General features: G+C 66.1%; 10 protein-coding genes and 1 tRNA gene. 6 read left to right on the forward strand and 5 right to left on the reverse strand.

What is annotated here, in order from left to right; genetic code table 11:
* Positions 1–46 precede the first annotated feature (46 nt).
* The 3 genes from lpdA to aceE all read right to left on the reverse strand — a co-directional run bounded on the left by lpdA (position 47) and on the right by aceE (position 6,499).
* Positions 47–1,813, reverse strand: coding sequence for a dihydrolipoyl dehydrogenase (lpdA, locus tag ACM6JT_RS16055; RefSeq protein WP_407970715.1), 1,767 nt, complete (start codon positions 1,811–1,813; stop codon positions 47–49).
* Between the two features lie 274 nt (positions 1,814–2,087).
* Positions 2,088–3,734, reverse strand: a complete 1,647-nt coding sequence (gene aceF / locus ACM6JT_RS16060; protein ID WP_414856820.1) for a dihydrolipoyllysine-residue acetyltransferase — start codon at positions 3,732–3,734, stop codon at positions 2,088–2,090.
* 68 nt (positions 3,735–3,802) lie between these two features.
* Positions 3,803–6,499, reverse strand: a complete 2,697-nt coding sequence (gene aceE / locus ACM6JT_RS16065) for a pyruvate dehydrogenase (acetyl-transferring), homodimeric type (protein WP_034183548.1) — start codon at positions 6,497–6,499, stop codon at positions 3,803–3,805.
* A 273-nt stretch (positions 6,500–6,772) separates the two neighbouring features.
* Here aceE and fixL point away from each other — a divergent pair, with 273 nt between their 5' ends.
* The 4 genes from fixL (at position 6,773) to ACM6JT_RS16085 (ending at position 13,347) form a co-directional block, all read left to right on the forward strand.
* Positions 6,773–9,289, forward strand: a complete 2,517-nt coding sequence (gene fixL, locus ACM6JT_RS16070; RefSeq protein WP_414856821.1) for an oxygen sensor histidine kinase FixL — start codon at positions 6,773–6,775, stop codon at positions 9,287–9,289.
* Positions 9,286–9,924, forward strand: coding sequence for an oxygen response regulator transcription factor FixJ (gene fixJ, locus ACM6JT_RS16075; RefSeq protein ID WP_006493245.1), 639 nt, complete (start codon positions 9,286–9,288; stop codon positions 9,922–9,924). Before fixL ends, fixJ begins: the two co-directional genes overlap by 4 nt.
* A gap of 229 nt (positions 9,925–10,153) precedes the next feature.
* The gene (folD, locus tag ACM6JT_RS16080; RefSeq protein ID WP_414856822.1) at positions 10,154–11,014 is read left to right on the forward strand and encodes a bifunctional methylenetetrahydrofolate dehydrogenase/methenyltetrahydrofolate cyclohydrolase FolD; all 861 of its coding nucleotides are present in this window, start codon (positions 10,154–10,156) and stop codon (positions 11,012–11,014) included.
* 245 nt (positions 11,015–11,259) lie between these two features.
* Entirely contained in the window at positions 11,260–13,347 is a 2,088-nt protein-coding gene (locus ACM6JT_RS16085) for a M3 family metallopeptidase (RefSeq protein WP_407970716.1), read from the forward strand.
* A gap of 63 nt (positions 13,348–13,410) precedes the next feature.
* Here the strand turns inward: ACM6JT_RS16085 and dinB are convergent, their stop codons facing one another.
* On the reverse strand, positions 13,411–14,574 hold the full coding sequence (gene dinB, locus ACM6JT_RS16090; protein WP_414856823.1) for a DNA polymerase IV: 1,164 nt from the start codon (positions 14,572–14,574) through the stop codon (positions 13,411–13,413).
* A gap of 137 nt (positions 14,575–14,711) precedes the next feature.
* Here dinB and ACM6JT_RS16095 point away from each other — a divergent pair, with 137 nt between their 5' ends.
* Positions 14,712–15,404, forward strand: coding sequence for an aspartate/glutamate racemase family protein (locus tag ACM6JT_RS16095; protein WP_217589365.1), 693 nt, complete (start codon positions 14,712–14,714; stop codon positions 15,402–15,404).
* A gap of 107 nt (positions 15,405–15,511) precedes the next feature.
* On the opposite strand, the gene ACM6JT_RS16100 is transcribed toward ACM6JT_RS16095, so the two are convergent.
* Positions 15,512–15,588: transfer RNA gene (locus tag ACM6JT_RS16100), tRNA-Met, on the reverse strand.
* A gap of 305 nt (positions 15,589–15,893) precedes the next feature.
* Here ACM6JT_RS16100 and ACM6JT_RS16105 point away from each other — a divergent pair.
* The gene (locus ACM6JT_RS16105; RefSeq protein ID WP_414856824.1) at positions 15,894–17,243 is read left to right on the forward strand and encodes a tyrosine-type recombinase/integrase; all 1,350 of its coding nucleotides are present in this window, start codon (positions 15,894–15,896) and stop codon (positions 17,241–17,243) included.
* Positions 17,244–17,302: the final 59 nt, after the last annotated feature.

The raw sequence follows: 17,302 nt of genomic DNA on the forward strand, positions 1-17,302 counted from the left end.
GGCGGCGTTCTTCATGGCCGGCGCATGACCGGCCGTGCCGGTCGCGTTACTTCTTGCGTTGCGGCGGCAGGTCCGTACAGACGCCTTCGTACAGCTCGGCGGCCATGCCAATCGATTCGCCGAGCGTCGGGTGCGGATGGATCGTCTTGCCGATGTCTTCCGCGTCCGCGCCCATCTCGACGGCGAGGCACACTTCGCTGATCAGGTCGCCCGCGTTCAGGCCGACGATCCCGCCGCCGATCACGCGATGGGTTTCCTCGTCGAAGATCAGTTTCGTGAAGCCTTCGTCGCGGCCGTTCGCGATCGCGCGGCCCGAAGCGGCCCACGGGAACACCGCCTTGCCGTACTTGATGCCTTCGGCCTTGCACTGGTCTTCCGTCTTGCCGGCCCACGCCACTTCCGGATCGGTGTACGCCACCGACGGAATCTGCAGTGCGTCGAAGTACGCCTTCTCGCCGTGCGCGGCTTCCGCTGCGACGTGGCCTTCATGCACGGCCTTGTGCGCGAGCATCGGCTGGCCGACGACATCGCCGATCGCGAAGATGTGCGGGACGTTCGTGCGCATCTGCTTGTCGACGTCGATGAAGCCGCGATCCGTGACGGCGACGCCGGCCTTGTCGGCACCGATCTTCTTGCCGTTCGGACTGCGGCCCACCGCGACGAGCACGAGGTCGTAGCGCTGCGCTTCCGCCGGCGCCTTCTCGCCCTCGAACTTCACGTAGATGCCGTCTTCCTTCGCTTCCGCGCCGACCGTCTTGGTCTTCAGCATCACGTTGCCGAAGCGCTTCGCGTTGTACTTTTCCCAGACCTTCACGAGATCGCGGTCCGCGCCCATCATCAGGCCGTCCATCATTTCGACGACGTCGATCTCGGCGCCGAGCGTCGCGTACACCGTCGCCATTTCGAGGCCGATGATGCCGCCGCCGATCACGAGCATGCGCTTCGGCAACTGGCGCAGTTCGAGTGCGCCCGTCGAATCGACGACGCGCGGGTCTTCCGGCATGAACGGCAGCTTCACGGCCTGCGAGCCCGCGGCGATGATCGCCTGCTTGAACTTGACGACCTTCTTGCCGTTTTCGCCCTGCACTTCCATGTGATACGGATCGACGAATGCGCCAACGCCCGTGACGACTTCGACCTTGCGCGCCTTCGCCATGCCGGCGAGGCCCGTCGTCAGCTTCTTGACGACGCCGCCCTTGAAGTCGCGCAGCTTGTCGAGGTCGACTTCCGGCTTGCCGAACGTGATGCCGTGCGACGCGAGCGCCGCGGCTTCGTCGATGACGAGCGCCGTGTGCAGCAGCGCCTTCGACGGGATGCAGCCCACGTTCAGGCACACGCCGCCGAGCGTCGAGTAGCGTTCGACGAGCACCGTCTTCATGCCGAGATCGGCTGCGCGGAACGCGGCCGAGTAGCCGCCGGGGCCGGCGCCGAGCACGAGCATGTCGCATTCGACGTCGACTGCGCCGGCGTAGCTGCCGGCTTGCGGCGCGGGTGCCGGGGCGGCTGCGGCCGGTGCCGGAGCAGCCGCTGCGGGCTTGGCCGGTTCGGGTGCTTTCGCGGGTGCGGCGGCGCCTGCCGATGCTTCGACGATGGCGATGACCGTGCCTTGCGAGACTTTCTCGCCGGCCTTGACCTTGACTTCCTTGACGGTGCCGGCGACGTCGCTGGGCACTTCCATGGAGGCTTTGTCCGATTCGAGCGTGATGAGCGTCTGCTCTTTTTCGATCACGTCGCCCGGCTTCACATTGACTTCGATGACATCGACGCCGCTGAAATCGCCGATATCCGGAACCTTGACTTCGATGAGACTCATTACTGTCCCCTTCTTGATTAGCTGCAGACAGAGGGGGGAGAAACCCGCGGGAGAACTACGGCCTGGCAAAAGAACGGCGACCTGGGGCAGAACCACCTTTGCCGTCCGCCCAAGGACGCGCCTTTCTTTTGGTTACTTTTCTTTGGAAGACAAAGAAAAGTGACCGCCGCCCCGCGCAGGGGCGACGCTGGCAGACCGTCAGGAAAACAAGTTCAACGACGAAGCGTGGATAACCAACATAAACCCCACGCCCCCGCGAGCACCTCCCCGCTCATCAAAGAACGATGCGTCGGAAATCGCCGAGCAACGCGCCGAGATACGCATTGAACCGCGCGGCTTCCGCGCCATCGATCACGCGATGGTCATACGACAGCGACAGCGGCAGCATGAGACGCGGCACGAACTGCTTGCCGTCCCACACCGGCTTCATCTGCCCGCGCGACAACCCGAGGATCGCCACTTCCGGCGCGTTGATGATCGGCGTGAAGTTCGTGCCGCCGATCCCGCCGAGCGACGAGATCGAGAAGCAGCCGCCCTGCATCTGATCCGGCTTCAGCTTGCCTTCGCGCGCGGCCTTCGACAGGTCGCTCATTTCCTTCGCGATGTCGACGAGGCCCTTCTTGTCCGCATCGCGGATCACCGGCACGACGAGGCCGTTCGGCGTATCGGCGGCGAAACCGACGTGGAAGTACTGCTTGAACACGAGGTTGTCGCCGTCGAGGCTCGCGTTGAAGGTCGGGAATTTCTTCAGCGCGGCGACGACCGCCTTGATCACGAACGCGAGCATCGTGAACTTCACGCCCGCCTTCTCGTGCTCCTTGTTCAACTGGACGCGCAGCGCCTCGAGATCGGTGATGTCCGCTTCGTCGTTGTTCGTGACGTGCGGGATCATCACCCAGTTGCGATGCAGGTTCGCGCCCGAGATCTTCTTGATGCGCGACAGCGGCTTCGCCTCGAACGGGCCGAACTTCGAGAAGTCGACCTTCGGCCAGGGCAGCAGGTTCAGCTCGCCGCCGCCTGCCGGCGCGGCCGCTGCCGCGCCCGGTGCTGCGCGCTGGCCCGTCATCACGCCCTTCACGAAGCCCGTGACGTCGTCCTTCGTGATGCGGCCCTTCGGACCCGAGCCCTGCACGCGTGCGACTTCGACGCCGAGTTCGCGCGCGAACTTGCGCACCGACGGCGACGCGTGGCTGGCGCGGTATTCGCCCGGCGGCGCTGCGGCAGGTGCGGCGGCAGCCGGTGCCGGCGCAGCCTTCGCGGGTGCGGCGGCGGGTGCCGGAGCCGCTGCAGCAGCGGCCGGTGCCGGTGCGCTCGCCTGCGGTGCGGCAGCCGGTGCGCCTGCGGCTTCGAGCAGCACGATCAGCGCGCCTTCCGACACCGAATCGCCCACCTTCACCTTGATGTCCTTCACGACGCCGGCAGCCGGGCTCGGCACATCCATCGTCGCCTTGTCCGATTCGAGCGTGACGAGCGACTGCTCCTTCTCGACCGTATCGCCGACCTTCACGCCGATCTCGATCACCGGGACGTCCTTGTAGTCGCCGATGTCGGGCACCTTCACTTCGAGCGTGCCGCCGGCCGCTGCCGGTGCGGCAGCCGGTGCAGCCGCGGCCGGTGCCGGCGCTGCTGCCGGAGCCGGGGCTGCTGCCGGCGCAGCTGCGCCGTTCGGCTGTGCGGCCGCGCCGCCTTCGAGCAGGATGATCAGCGTGCCTTCCGACACCGAGTCACCCACCTTCACCTTCACTTCCTTGACCGTGCCCGCCGCGGGGCTCGGGACGTCCATCGTCGCCTTGTCGGACTCGAGCGTGACGAGCGACTGCTCGGGCTCGACCGTGTCGCCCGCCTTCACGAGCACTTCGATGACGGGCACGTCCTTGTAATCGCCGATATCCGGCACCTTCACTTCGATCGCTTGACTCATCTGTATCTGTCTCCATGGCCGCGCGCGCTCCTCGCGGAAGCGACGCGCGACATCACACGGCGTGTGCGTTAAACGGTCATCGGGTTGGGCTTGGACGGATCGAGGTTGTACTTGGCGATCGCGTCCGCGACCACCTTGCGCTCGATCGTGCCTTCGTCGGCCAGCGCGTTGAGCGCCGCGACGGTGACCCAGTGACGGTCGACCTCAAAGAAGTGACGCAGCTTCTCGCGGGTATCCGAGCGGCCGAAGCCGTCCGTGCCCAGCACGACGAAGCGGCGATCGATCTGGCCGCGAATCTGGTCGACCAGCGCGCGGACGTAGTCGGTCGATGCGATGACCGGGCCCTGCGTGTCCTTCAGGCACTTCTGCACGTGCGACAGGCGACGCTCCTCGGTCGGATGGAGCAGGTTCCAGCGCTCGACCTGGTGGCCTTCGCGCGCGAGCTCGGTGAAGCTCGGCACGCTCCACAGGTCGGCGGCGACGCCCCAGTCGTTCTTCAGCAGGTCGGCGGCAGCGATCACTTCGTTGAAGATCGTGCCCGCGCCGAGCAGCTGGACGCGCGGCGCCTTCTTGTCGGCATCGGCCTTCCTGAACGCGTACATGCCCTTGATGATGTCGGCCGCCACGTGCTCGCCCTGCGGAATCGCCGGGTGCTCGTAGTTCTCGTTCATCACCGTGATGTAGTAGTACACGTCTTCCTGGTCCTGCACCATGCGGCGCAGGCCGTCCTGGATGATCACGGCCAGTTCGTAGCCGAAGGTCGGGTCATAGCTCACGCAGTTCGGCACCGATGCCGCCCACAGGAGCGAGTGGCCGTCTTCGTGCTGCAGGCCTTCGCCGTTCAGCGTCGTGCGGCCCGCGGTACCGCCCAGCAGGAAGCCGCGCGAGCGCATGTCGCCCGCGGCCCATGCGAGGTCGCCGATCCGCTGGAAGCCGAACATCGAGTAGAAGATGTAGAACGGCACCATGATCTCGCCGTGCGTCGAGTACGACGTCGCCGCCGCGATCCAGTCGCACATGCCGCCCGCTTCGTTGATGCCTTCCTGCAGGATCTGGCCGGTTTCCGATTCCTTGTAGAACATCAGCTGGTCGGAATCTTCCGGCACGTACTTCTGGCCTTGCTGGTTCCAGATGCCGATCTGGCGGAACAGGCCTTCCATGCCGAACGTGCGCGATTCGTCCGGGACGATCGGCACGACGCGCTTGCCGAGCGCCTTGTCCTTCAGCAGGATGTTCAGGATCCGCACGAACGCCATCGTCGTCGAGATCTCGCGGCCTTCGCCCGTGCCCTTCAGCAGCGGCTCGAACGCGTCGAGCGCCGGTACCGGCAGCGACGTCGCCTTCTCGCGGCGGTGCGGCAGGTAGCCGCCGAGGTCCATGCGCTGCTTGCGCATGTATTCGAGTTCCTTCGAGCCTTCCTCGAATTTCAGGTACGGCACGTCGGCGATCTGCTCGTCGGTGATCGGCAGGCGGAACTGGTCGCGGAACTTCTTCAGTTGCTCGACCGGCAGTTTCTTCTGCTGGTGCGTGATGTTCATCGCCTGGCCCGACTCGCCCATCCCGTAGCCCTTGATGGTCTTCGCGAGGATGACGGTCGGCGCGCCCTTCGTGTTGCTGGCTTCGTGGAACGCCGCATAGATCTTGTGCGGATCGTGGCCGCCGCGGTTCAGCGCCCAGATGTCGTCGTCCGACCAGTCGGCGACCAGCGCCTTCAGCTCGGGCGAGTTGAAGAAGTGCTCGCGGACGAACGCGCCCGATTCCGACTTGTACGTCTGGTATTCACCGTCGACGACTTCCATCATGCGGCGCATCAGCGCGCCCGTCTTGTCGCGCGCGAACAGCGCATCCCAGCGGCTGCCCCAGATGACCTTGATCACGTTCCAGCCGGCGCCGCGGAATTCCGATTCCAGTTCCTGGATGATCTTGCCGTTGCCGCGCACCGGGCCGTCGAGACGCTGCAGGTTGCAGTTGATCACGAACACGAGGTTGTCGAGCTTCTCGCGGCTCGCCATCCCGATCGCGCCGAGCGATTCCGGTTCGTCCGTCTCGCCGTCGCCGAGGAACGCCCACACCTTGCGGCCTTCCGTCGTCGCGATGCCGCGCGCCTGCAGGTACTTCATGAAGCGCGCCTGGTAGATCGCCATGATCGGGCCGAGACCCATCGACACGGTCGGGAACTGCCAGAAGTCCGGCATCAGCCACGGGTGCGGGTACGACGAAATGCCGTTGCCGTCGACTTCCTGGCGGAAGTTGTCGAGCTGCTCTTCCTTCAAGCGGCCGAGCAGGAACGCGCGCGAATACACGCCCGGCGACGAGTGGCCCTGCACGAACACGAGATCGCCGCCGTGCTGGTCGGACGCTGCGTGCCAGAAGTGGTTGTAGCCGACGTCATAGAGCGTCGCGGCCGACGCGAACGATGCGATGTGGCCGCCGACGTTCGTGTCCTTGCCTGCACGCAGCACCATCGCCAGCGCGTTCCAGCGCGTGTACGAACGGATGCGGTGCTCGATGTCCTGGTCGCCCGGAATCTTCGCCTGGGCTTCGACCGGAATCGTGTTGATGTACGGGGTATTCGCGGAAAACGGCAGGTGCTCGCCGTGCATGCGGGCGAACTCGATCTGCTTTTCGATCAGGTAGTGCGCGCGGCCGGTGCCCACGGAGGAGATCACGCCATCGAGCGACTCCAGCCACTCAACGGTTTCTTGCGGGTCGTCGTCACGTTCGGCGGCGACATATTTCATCACTTCGTTCGGTACAGCGGACATTCTCGTCTCCTGGGTCCTGGAATGTGAGGATCGCTCTCGTGCAGACGACGCGACGCGACCGGCTGCGGGCAAGCTCCAGCGGATTGTAATGAGCGTGCGCGGGCCCGCGCAACAAAATTTTCGAATCGTGAGATCTTTTCTCGTAATGCGGAATATTGCTGCGCCGCACCCATGCTTCGGGGCTCCGCGGCACGTCCCGGCGGCATAAATCCGTTTCCGTTCAACATATCCGGTATGGGTTTTCCATGTATTGCGCTGCGCTACAATCCTGCCATGTTGACCGATCGGCTTTTCGCACGCTCGGCGCGACCGTCGGGCCCGCCGGCGGAGTCGCAGCCGTCCCGTTGGCACCACGGACCGTGGTGGTCCAATTCCTATTTGCTGACACCGCTGCTGTCGATTCTCGTGTTCCTCGTGGTGATGAGCCTCATCCTGTGGAGCCTCAATCGCCGCGAACAGCAGCAGCAGGAAGACACCCTCTTCCGTAACGTCGCGTGGGCGCAGCAGCAGATCCGCCTGTCGATGACGGGCGCGCAGGAGCAGCTCCAGGCGCTGTCGCGCGATCTCGCGTCGGGCCGCCTCGACCAGAACGCGTTCCAGATGGCCGTCGCGGACGTGATGCAGACGCATCCGGAAATCCTCTACCTGAACTGGTACACATCGCCCGGCGTGCAGCGCTGGCCGGCCGTGCATCCGCCGCTGCTCGGCCAGCGGCTCGCGAAGCCCGGCGACGCGCAGATGCAGGACGCCGTGCGCGGCGCCTATGACGAAGCGCGCAGCACGCGCCGCCAGGCCTATTCGCCGCTGATCTACGACGACTTCGGCAACGGCTTCATCACGCTGCAGACACCCGTGATGCGCGGCGACCGCGAATATCTCGGCTCGATCGCCGCGGTGTTCTCGGTCGAAGGCATCCTGAAGCACGACATCCCGCAGGAGCTGTCGTCGAAGTACAAGATCTCGATCACCGACTCGAACAACCGCGAGCTGTCGTCCACGTCGACGCGCCCGCGCCTGCCGCGCGACTCGCACTACGACCTGCCGCTCGATCCGCCCGGCCAGGGGCTGACCGTGCGCGTGTACGCGTTCCCGCAGCTCACGAACCTGACCAACAACACGCTCGTGTGGCTCGTCGCGGGGCTGTCGTGCTTCGTGCTGTGGAGCCTCTGGAGCCTGTGGAAGCACACGCGCCAGCGCTTCGAGGCGCAGCAGGCGCTGTACGCGGAAGCGTTCTTCCGCCGTGCGATGGAAAACTCGGTGCTGATCGGCATGCGCGTGCTCGACATGCACGGCCGCATCACGCACGTGAACCCCGCGTTCTGCCGGATGACCGGCTGGGACGAAACCGACCTCGTCGGCAAGGTCGCGCCGTTCCCGTACTGGCCGCGCGACGCTTACCCGGAAATGCAGCGCCAGCTCGACATGACGCTGCGCGGCAAGGCGCCGAGCTCGGGGTTCGAGCTGCGCGTGCGGCGCAAGAACGGCACGCTGTTCCATGCGCGCCTGTACGTATCGCCGCTGATCGACAGTTCCGGCCGCCAGACGGGCTGGATGTCGTCGATGACCGACATCACCGAGCCGAAGCGCGCGCGCGAGGAACTCGCGGCCGCGCACGAGCGCTTCACGACGGTGCTCGAAAGCCTCGACGCCGCGGTGTCGGTGCTGGCCGCCGACGAGGCCGAGCTGCTGTTCGCGAACCGCTACTACCGCCACCTGTTCGGCATCCGCCCCGACGGCCATCTCGAACTGTCGGGCGGCGGCTTCGACCGCGCGCAGGCATCGTCCGACTCGATCGACATGGTCGATGCGTTCGCGGGCCTGCCGGCCGCCGCGCTGACGAGCAGCACCGCCGATGCGCAGGAGGTGTACGTCGAGAGCATCCAGAAGTGGTTCGAGGTGCGCCGCCAGTACATCCAGTGGGTGGACGGCCACCTCGCGCAGATGCAGATCGCGACCGACATCACGACCCGCAAGAAGGCACAGGAACTCGCGCACCAGCAGGAAGAGAAGCTGCAGTTCACGAGCCGATTGATGACGATGGGTGAAATGGCGTCGTCGATTGCTCACGAATTGAACCAGCCGCTCGCCGCGATCAACAACTACTGCTCGGGCACGCTCGCGCTCGTCAAGAGCGGCCGCGGCACGCCCGAGTCGCTGCAGCCCGCGCTGGAAAAGACCGCGCAGCAGGCGCTGCGCGCGGGGATGATCGTCAAGCGGATCCGCGAATTCGTGAAGCGCAGCGAGCCGAAGCGCCAGCCGGCGCGCGTCGCGGACATCGTCGCCGACGCGGTCGGGCTCGCCGAAATCGAGGCCAGGAAGCGCAGGATCCGGATCGTCACGGAAATCCTCGCAAGAATGCCTATTATTTATGTCGACCCCGTGCTGATCGAGCAGGTGCTGATGAACCTGATGAAGAACGCGGCCGAGGCGATGGCCGACGTGAAGCCGGCGTCGGCGGACGGCGTGATCCGCGTCGTCGCCGACATCGATGCGGGATTCGTCGACATCCGCGTGATCGACCAGGGTCCGGGCGTCGACGAAGCGACCGCCGAACGCCTGTTCGAACCGTTTTACAGCACCAAGTCCGATGGCATGGGCATGGGGCTGAACATCTGCCGTTCGATCATCGAATCGCATCGGGGGCGTCTGTGGGTGGTCAACAACGTCGAGCCGGATGGCCGCATTTCCGGCGCGACGTTCCACTGCAGCCTGCCCATTGGGGAACCCGCTGATCTCGGCCAAGGGGGGCGCGAGGCATCGGCATCACATACCGTAACGGGAGAACTATGAATAGCCCTGTCACCACCACTCAGGAAACCGTCTTTGTCGTCGACGACGACGAGGCCGTACGGGACTCGCTGCGCTGGCTGCTGGAGGCGAACGGCTATCGCGTGCAATGCTTCTCGAGCGCCGAGCAATTCCTCGATGCATACCAGCCTGCGCAGCAGGCCGGCCAGATCGCATGCCTGATCCTCGACGTTCGGATGTCGGGCATGAGCGGCCTCGAACTGCAGGAACGCCTGATCGCCGACAACGCCGCGCTGCCGATCATCTTCGTCACCGGTCACGGCGACGTGCCGATGGCCGTGTCGACGATGAAAAAGGGTGCGATGGACTTTATCGAGAAACCGTTCGACGAAGCCGAGCTGCGCAAGCTCGTCGAGCGGATGCTCGACAAGGCCCGAAGCGAGAGCAAGAGCGTCCAGGAACAGCGCGCCGCGAGCGAACGCCTGTCGAAGCTGACCGCGCGCGAGCAGCAGGTGCTCGAACGGATCATTGCGGGCCGCCTGAACAAGCAGATCGCCGACGATCTCGGCATCAGCATCAAGACGGTCGAAGCGCACCGCGCGAACATCATGGAAAAGCTCAACGTCAACACGGTGGCCGACCTGCTGCGCCTCGCGCTGTCGAAGAAACAGGCCTGAGCGCTCGCCGGCCGCGGCGGCACTGCCCGCCCGGCCCGCAGCCGCCCCGCGCGATGCGGCCCACTCGCGCGGCGGCGGCCTTTCCTCCCGGCGCGCGAGCGCCGCGGCCATGACGCTTTCCGCTTATTCGCTGTCGGACGGCAGCAGGCGAACGGTATAATTGCGTGTTTTGCTGCGGCGCTTCGGTGCCGTACGCACGCATTCCAACTTCCCGGCAGGACCCACCACCATGACAGCCCTCCTCATCGACGGCAACGCCCTTTCGAAGACCTTGCGCGCGCAGGCCGCCGAACGCGCCGCCGCCCTGACCGCACGCGGCCACCAGCCCGGCCTCGCGGTGATCCTCGTCGGCGAGAACCCGGCGAGCGAAGTCTACGTGCGCAACAAGATCAAGGCGTGCGAGGACAACGGTTTCTTCTCGCTGAAGGACGCGTACCCGGCAACGCTGTCGGAAGCCGACCTGCTCGCACGCATCGACGAGCTGAACCGCGACCCGAAGATCCACGGCATCCTCGTCCAGCTGCCGCTGCCGGCGCACATCGACAGCCACAAGGTGATCGAGGCGATCGCGCCGGAGAAGGACGTCGACGGCTTTCACGTCGCGAACGCCGGCGCGCTGATGACTGGCAAGCCGCTGTTCCGCCCGTGCACGCCGTACGGCGTGATGAAGATGTTCGAGGCGCACGACATCGCGCTGCAGAGCGCGAACGCGGTCGTGATCGGCCGCTCGAACATCGTCGGCAAGCCGATGGCGATGCTGCTGCTCGAAGCCGGCGCGACCGTGACGATCTGCCACAGCAAGACGCGCGACCTCGCCGCGCACACGCGGCAGGCCGACGTCGTGGTTGCCGCGGTCGGCAAGCGCAACATCCTGACGGCCGACATGGTGAAGCCCGGCGCGACGGTGATCGACGTCGGCATGAATCGCGACGACGCGGGCAAGCTGTGCGGCGACGTCGATTTCGCGGGCGTGAAGGAAGTCGCCGGCCACATCACGCCGGTACCGGGCGGCGTCGGCCCGATGACCATCACGATGCTGCTGATCAACACGATCGAAGCCGCCGAGCGCGCTGCCGCCGCGGCTGCCTGACCCCTGCCCGTTCAGCCGGCGCGCGGTTCCGTGCGCCGGCGTCTCGCCAGCCGCACCACACCGGCAGCACCACGCCGGCTGCACGTTGCTCGACGGCCTTCCCCCGCATCCGACCCTGCGTCAATCGCGCCGTTAGAAACTAACGATTGGAAAGCGCACGATGCGCCCCAATAATGTCGGTATCGGGCGCCATCGCGCCGTTACCCTTTTCATCCCGGTTCATCCGGCAACAGACAGGGAGTCTTATGTCCGCCAGCGCCAACACCAATCCGCTCCTCGACTTCTCCGACCTGCCCCGCTTCGGCGAAATCCGTCCGGAACACGTGACGCCCGCGCTCGATACGCTGCTCGACGCAGCCAGCCGCGCGGTCGAGGCCGCGAGCGCGCCCGCGACGCCGTCGACCTGGGCCGCCGTCGTCGAGACGGTCGAGCAGGCGACGGAGCCGCTCGGCCGCGCATGGGGCATCGTCGGTCACCTGAACGCGGTCGCCGACACGCCCGAGCTGCGGGCCGCATACGGCGAGAACCTGCCGCGCGTGACCGAGTTCTGGTCGAGCGTCGGCCAGAATCTCGCGCTGTACGAGAAATACAAGGCGATCGCCGCGAGTGCCGAATACGCGACGCTGTCCGCCGAGCGCAAGAAGATCCTCGACAATGCACTGCGCGATTTCCGCCTGTCGGGCGCCGAACTGCCCGAAGACCGGAAGCCGCGCTTCGCGGAACTGCAGGAACAGCAGGCCGCGCTGTCGAAGGCGTTCTCCGACCACGTGCTCGACGCGACCAACGCGTACGCGTATTTCGCGCAGGACGAGGCCGAACTGGCCGGCCTGCCCGGCGACGCGATCGAAGCCGCCCGCGAAGCCGCGCAGAAGGACGGCAAGGACGGCTGGAAATTCACGCTGCACTTCCCGTCTTACTTCCCGGTGCTGCAGTACGCGGACAACCGCGCGCTGCGCGAGACGCTCTACCGCGCCTATGCGACGCGCGCGTCGGAACTCGGGCCGCAGTACGGCGGCGGCAACGCCGAATGGGACAACACGGCAATCGTCGCCGACGAGCTGAAGCTGCGCCGCGAAGAGGCGCAGATGCTCGGCTACCGCAACTTCGCCGAAGTGTCGCTCGCGCCGAAGATGGCCGAATCGCCGCAGCAGGTGATCGCATTCCTCGAGGATCTCGCGACGCGTGCGCGCCCGCACGCGGACAAGGACTGGGACGAACTGCGCGCATTCGCCGCGAAGGAACTCGGCCTCGCCGAACTCGCGCCGTGGGACGTCGCGTACGCGGCCGAAAAACTGCGCCAGCAGCGCTATGCGTTCTCGGAAAACGAGGTCAAGCAGTACTTCCCGGAGCCGGCCGTGCTGAAGGGCCTGTTCACCGTCACCGAGACGCTGTTCGGCGTGCGGATCAAGCCGGACGACGCACCGGTGTGGCACAAGGACGTGCGCTTCTTCCGCGTCGAGAACCGCGACGGCTCGCTCGTCGCGCAGTTCTATCTCGACCTGTACGCGCGCGAAGGCAAGCGCGGCGGCGCATGGATGGACGACGCGCGTTCGCGTGCGAAGCGCGGCAGCACCGTGCAGACGCCGGTCGCGTACCTGACCTGCAACTTCTCGGCGCCGGTCGGCGGCAAGCCCGCGTGCTTCACGCACGACGAAGTCATCACGCTGTTCCATGAGTTCGGCCACGGGCTGCATCACATGCTCACGCGCGTCGACGAGCTCGGCGTGTCGGGCATCAACGGCGTCGAATGGGATGCGGTCGAGCTGCCGTCGCAGTTCATGGAGAACTTCTGCTGGGAATGGGACGTGCTGTCGTCGATGTCGTCGCACGTCGACACGGGCGCCACGCTGCCGCGCGAACTGTTCGACAAGATGATCGCCGCGAAGAATTTCCAGAGCGGGCTCGGCACGCTGCGCCAGATCGTGTTCTCGATGTTCGACATGCTGCTGCACGTTGACTTCGACCCGGCGGGCTCGACCGGCGTGACCGCGTTCGCGCGCGAGATCAACGAGCGCTATCACGTGATCCCGCAGGCGGCGTTCTCGCGCTGGCCGAACACGTTCAGCCATATCTTCGCGGGCGGTTATGCAGCCGGCTACTACAGCTACAAGTGGGCCGAGGTGCTGTCGGCCGACGCGTACGCGGCGTTCGAGGAAGCGGCCGCCGCGAGCGGCAGCGTGCTCGACGCGGCGACCGGCACGCGCTATCGCCGCGAAATCCTCGAGGTCGGCGGCAGCCGTCCGGCGATGGATTCGTTCAAGGCATTCCGCGGCCGCGAGCCGGAAATCGATGCGCTGCTGCGCCACAACGGGATGGCCGCGCCCGCGCACTGAGCACGCCGCGCCGCCCGGCCCTTCGGGCTGCATCGAAAGGCACCGCTTCGGCGGTGCCTTTTTTCATGGTGCGGGCGATGCGTCGTCGAACAGCGAGAACTGCCCGTGACGCTCGGCCGTGTCCTCGTCGATGCGTACGCCGACGCCGAGCAGCCGCACGGCCTGCGCGCGCCGTTGCAGCCCCTTCGCGAGCAGCGTGACGGCCGTAGCCGCATTCGTCGCGTCGGCCACGCACTCGACCGTCGTGCGCTGGAAATCGGCGAAGCGGATCTTCACGTACAGCTTGCGGATCGACCGCGCGGCACCCGCGCGCGCGATTCGTGCGTCGAGCTGCACGACCAGGCGGCGGATTTCCTCCGCGCATTGCTCGAGCGTCGTCAGGTCGGTCACGTAAGTCGTCTCGACGCTGACCGATTTGCGCTCCTGGTCGGCCTGCACGGGCCGCTCGTCGATCCCGCGCGACAGCTCGTACAGCCGCCGCCCGAACGCGCCGAATTCGCGGTGCAGGTCGATCAGCGGCCAGTCGCGCAATTGCGCGCAGGTCTGGATGCCGAGCCGGTCGAGCCGCGTGGCCGTCACCTTGCCGACGCCGTGCAGCTTGCGCACCGGCAGCGCCGCGACGAACGCGTCGATCTCGTGCGGCCGCACGACGAACAGGCCGTCGGGCTTGTTCCAGTCGGATGCGATCTTCGCGATGAACTTGTTCGGCGCGACGCCGGCCGACACGGTCACGCCGACGGTGTCGTGCACGCGCTGGCGGATCTCCCGCGCAATCAGCGTCGCGCTGCCCTGGCACCGCTCGGACCCGCTGACGTCGAGGTACGCCTCGTCGAGCGACAGCGGCTCGACATCCGGCGTGTAGTCGCGATAGATCGCCATGATCTGCCGCGACGCCGCGCGGTACTTGTCCATCGCGGACGGCAGGATCAGCAGGTCCGGGCACTTGCGCATCGCCAGCGCCGACGACATAGCCGAATGCACGCCGTAGCGCCGCGCCTCGTAGTTGCAGGTCGCGATCACGCCGCGCTGGTCGGGCCGGCCGCCGACCGCGAGCGGCCGATTGCGCAGCGACGGGTCGTCGCGCATCTCGACCGACGCGTAGAAGCAGTCGCAATCGCAGTGAATGATCTTGCGCATGCGCGGCAGCGCGTCGCCAGGCGGCGGTGCGTGCGGATCGGCAGGCGGAATGGTGGTCGGGTTCACGGTGCCGATACTGTACAAAAACACAGTGCCGGTTTCAACTGTCGCGTGCAGCCGCGCCCGGCTGCGCCGTACCGGCCCGCTTTGCGCGGATCGTACCGGCCGTGCGCGGAGAGCGGCGCCTATACTCGTCTGCCGCGACACACGAAACGCAAAGGTGACGAATGAAGACGATCGGACTGATCGGCGGAATGAGCTGGGAATCGTCGGCCGAGTACTACCGGATGATCAACCGGCATTCGAAGGCGCTGCATGGCGGGCACCATAACGCGAAGAGCGTGCTGGTGACGGTCGATTTCGCGGAGATCGAAGCGCTGCAGCGCACGCACGACTGGGCCGCGCTCGGCGAACGGATGGCCGACGCCGCGCGGCAGCTCGAAGCGGCCGGCGCCGATCTCGTCGTGCTGACGACCAATACGATGCACCGCGTGCACGACGCGATCGAAGCCGCGGTGACGCTGCCGTTCCTGCACATCGCCGATCCGACGGGCACCGCGCTGCGCGACGCGGGCGTCGAGCGCGTCGCGCTGCTCGGCACGCGCTATACGATGGAGCTACCGTTCTATGCGGACCGGCTGCGCGAAAAGTTCGGGATGGACGTGCTCGTACCGGACGAACGCGGGCGCGACGACGTGCACCGGATCATCTACGACGAGCTGTGTCACGGCGTCATCTCGCCCGAATCGCGCGCGACGTACGTGACGATCATCGAAGGACTGGTGAAGCGCGGTGCGCAGGCCGTGATCCTCGGCTGTACGGAAATCACGCTGCTGATCGGCGCGGACGACTCGCCGCTGCCGGTATTCGACACGACCGCGCTGCATGCGAAGGCGGCCGTTGAGTGGGCTGCGCAATAGCGACGCGCAACGACGCGCGCGCAGAAAACAAAAAACCCGGCACGAGGCCGGGTTCCTGTCGACGAAGCGCGCATCGGTCACTTGCGCTGCACATCGTCTGGTGTGCTTGGTTGCGGGGGTAGGATTTGAACCTACGACCTTCGGGTTATGAGCCCGACGAGCTGCCAGACTGCTCCACCCCGCGTCAGAGAAATAAATTATAGGGTGAGGGAGTACTTACGTCAACACTTTTGTCACAATTTCTTCTCCCCTCCCCGATCCAGCGATGCGTGACACCTTCGCCGCGTCGCGCATCGCGCGCGTTCGCGCCGCGTGCTCGCGGTAAGATGGCGGCCTTCGCATTCACCCCGCACGCATACTCCCGTTCATGAAAATCGCCACCTGCGATCTAGATTACCGACCGCACTGGACCCTGAATGAACGCAGCACAACGCTAAACCCCTTTCCCGACAAGGGAATTCGTTAGCGCTGGTTAGCGTTTGACCCCTGTTGACACATTGGTTTCGGGTAGCTGGTCGGGTAGCTAGAATCACCCAACTACCCACGAGGAACGATATGGCTAGGCAAACGAATGTGCTCGACGACATGCAACTGCGGCGCTGGATCGCGGCGGCCGAACCGGTCGCAAAGTCCGACGGCGACGGACTGACCTTCACCCTTTCCGCCAGCGGCACCGCGGCGTGGATCCTGCGCTACCGGCTGGCCGGCGGACGCCGGCGCGAGTTGACGCTCGGCAACTACCCCGATCTGTCGCTCGCAGCCGCGCGCAAGGCGGCCCGCGCGCACCGCGTCGCGATCGACAACGGCGCTGATCCGGCCGCCGCGAAGAAGACCGAGCGCGCGGCGTCGGCCGCCGCTTGGACCGTCAACGAGCTGGTCGCCGATTTCCGCGTGAAGCGGTTCGCGCAGGACATCGAGAAGCCGCTCGCCGCGAACACGATCTATTACCGCGAGTGGGATCTCGACAACGTCGTCGTACCGAAACTCGGTTCGTTGGAAGTGCGCCGCGTGACGCCAGCCGACATCGTGCAGGCCGTCGAGGACGCCGGCCGCGGCTGGACGATGTCGAAGCGGATCCTCACCACGATGAAGCAGGTATTCGCTCACGCGTGCGGCCGCAAGATCATCCCGGCGAATCCGTGCGCCGGCGTCGAGCTGACGGCGATCATGGGTGCCCGTCCGAAGGTCAAGCCGCGCGTGATGCTGGCCGTCGACGAGCTGGCGAAGATCCTGCCCGGGATCGACGACACGATCGGCCGCGCGAACGGCTTGATGCTGCGTGTGCTGCTCGCGACGTGCGTGCGCACGAACGAGCTCGTCAAGGCCCGGAAAGAATTCATCGACCTGCAGCGCGGCACCTGGTTCGTCGCCGACGAGACGGTCAAGACCCGGAACGGGTTCCTCGTGCCGCTCGTGCCGCTCGTCGCATCGTGGATCGAGGAACTGGTCGCCCTGTCCGGTGATTCGCCGTGGCTGCTGCCGGCGCGCGGCCAGCAGCGCATCAACCGGCTCGGCGACACCCACGTCGGGAACACGACGCTATGGGCGGCGATCGACCGTGCGTTCCTGCGTGGCGGCCTCGAAGTCCGGCGCTTCACACCGCACGATACGCGCAGCACGGCAAAGGGCCACATGATGAATATGGGTATCCCGAAGGGGATCACCGAGATCGCCCTGAACCACAAGCTCAAAGGGATGGAAGGAATCTACGACGTGCGCCAGGAGATTCCCGAGCGCCGCGCGGCGCTCGAAAAGTGGGCCGAGTTTGTCGGCGCGTGCGCAGACGGTCGCGAGGCCGAGATCATTCCAATTCGACAGCCGTTGGCGGCGGTCGCGTAGACCGCCATTTTGGGGGCGCAACACCGTCCTGTAAAATCCGCACCATTCTGAGAACCGGT

It is taken from the genome of Burkholderia sp. IT-111MI5 (assembly GCF_949752865.1).
Classification (GTDB): domain Bacteria; phylum Pseudomonadota; class Gammaproteobacteria; order Burkholderiales; family Burkholderiaceae; genus Burkholderia; species Burkholderia pyrrocinia_C.